The sequence below is a fragment of the Streptomyces sp. RP5T genome (assembly GCF_003933965.1).
Lineage (GTDB): Bacteria > Actinomycetota > Actinomycetes > Streptomycetales > Streptomycetaceae > Streptomyces.
The window spans coordinates 1-1,910 of sequence record NZ_RSAJ01000976.1; the positions used below are offsets into that span (position 1 = coordinate 1).

The following is a 1,910-nucleotide window of genomic DNA, read 5'->3' on the forward strand; positions in this document are numbered from 1 at the left end:
GTACGGCGGTCGGGGCGCCCGGTTCTTGTCCGGGGCGCCCCGACCGCCGTTTCCCTCGTGCTGCTCGAAGCGCCGCCCTCTTGCACGTGCTGCTCGAAGCGCCGCCGTGTCCCTCGTGCTGCTCAGAGCTGGGTGACGTCCAGCTCGCCCTCCGCGTAGCGCTTGCGGAGCACCTTCTTGTCGAACTTGCCGACGCTCGTCTTCGGGACCGCCTCGATGATCGACCAGCGCTCCGGGAGCTGCCACTTGGCGATCCGGCAGACGTCACTGGCGAGGAACGCGCGCAGGGACTCGAAGTCGGCGGTGGAACCCTCCTTGAGGACGACCGTGGCGAGGGGGCGCTCGCCCCACTTGTCGTCGGGGACGGCGACGACGGCGGCCTCGGTGACGTCCGGGTGGGACATCAGGGCGTTCTCCAGCTCGACCGAGGAGATCCACTCGCCACCGGACTTGATGACGTCCTTGGCCCGGTCGGTGAGGGTGAGGAAGCCGTCGGCGGAGATCGTGCCGACGTCACCCGTCTTCAGCCAGCCGTCCTCGCTGAACTTGTCGGCGGGACGCAGTGGTTCGGCGTCGGGGCCGTTGTAGTAGGCGCCGGCGATCCAGGGGCCGCGGACCTCCAGCTCGCCCGCGGACTCGCCGTCCCAGGGCAGGCGCTCGCCGCCGGGGCCGGTGAGGCGGGCCTCGACGCCGGTCGGGAAACGGCCCTGGGTGAGGCGGTACGCGAACTCCTCGGGCGTGCCGACCACGTGGGCCGGCGGGCGGGCGATGGTGCCGAGCGGGGAGGTCTCCGTCATGCCCCAGGCGTGGCAGACCCGCATGCCCAGATTGTCGAAGGCCTCCATCAGGGACGGCGGGCAGGCCGAGCCGCCGATGGTGACCTGGGTGAGGGAGGAGACGTCCCGCGGCTTGGCGGTGAGCTCGGCGAGCAGGCCCTGCCAGATGGTGGGGACGGCGGCCGCGTGGGTCGGCCGCTCGCGCTCGATCATCTCGGCGAGGGGCGCGGGCTGCAGGAAGCGGTCCGGCATCAGCATGTTGACGCCGGTCATGAAGGTGGCGTGCGGCAGGCCCCAGGCGTTGACGTGGAACTGCGGGACGACCACCAGCGAGGTGTCCTGGTCGGTCAGGCCCATCGACTGGGCCATGTTGACCTGCATGGAGTGCAGGTAGATCGACCGGTGGCTGTAGACCACGCCCTTGGGGTCGCCCGTGGTGCCGGAGGTGTAGCACATGGAGGCGGCCCGGCGCTCGTCCAGCTCGGGCCAGTCGTAGGTGGTGGGCTTGCCGGCGATCAGGTCCTCGTACTCGTGCACGCGCGCGTGGGAGCCTTCGAGGGCCGAACGGTCGCCGGGGCCCGAGACCACCACGTGCTCGACCGTCTTGAGGTGCGGGAGCAGGGGGGCGAGCAGGGGGAGCAGCGAACCGTTCGCGATGACGACCCGGTCGGCGGCGTGGCCCACGATGAAGGTCAGCTGGTCGGCCGGGAGGCGGAGGTTCAGGGTGTGCAGGACCGCGCCCATGGAGGGGATCGCGAAGTAGGCCTCGACGTGCTCGGCGTTGTTCCACATGAGGGTCGCCACGCGCTCGTCCTCGACGACCCCGAGGTCCTCGCGCAGGGCGTGCGCCAGCTGGGCGGCGCGGGCGCCGACCTCGGCGAAGGAGCGGCGGTGCGGCTCCGGCTCGCCGGTCCAGGTGGTCACCTGTGAGGTGCCGTGGATCGACGACCCGTGGGTCAGGATCCTGGAGATCAGCAGCGGTACGTCCTGCATCGTGCTCAGCACGGCGTCCTCCCGGGGCGACATTGCCTACGCGGTAGTAAGGGATGGGCCGATTCTGCGCACATACCGCGCGGTATGTCACTAGAGCCGGGCGATCGATCACGTCACGATGCCCTCACAACGGCCGGGGAC

At 70.7% G+C, this 1,910-nt stretch carries 1 protein-coding gene; it reads right to left on the bottom strand.

Going from position 1 to position 1,910, the window contains the following annotated elements:
- Nucleotides 1–122: 122 nt before the first annotated feature.
- Nucleotides 123–1,802: a long-chain fatty acid--CoA ligase gene (locus EHS43_RS43620; RefSeq protein ID WP_125195948.1), complete on the bottom strand. Its 1,680-nt coding sequence runs from the start codon at nt 1,800–1,802 to the stop codon at nt 123–125.
- Nucleotides 1,803–1,910: the final 108 nt, after the last annotated feature.

Excerpts from the sequence above, each read along its gene's own strand:
- EHS43_RS43620 (WP_125195948.1), bottom strand. The coding sequence starts at position 1,802 with ATGTCGCCCCGGGAGGACGCCGTGCTGAGCACGATGCAGGACGTACCG.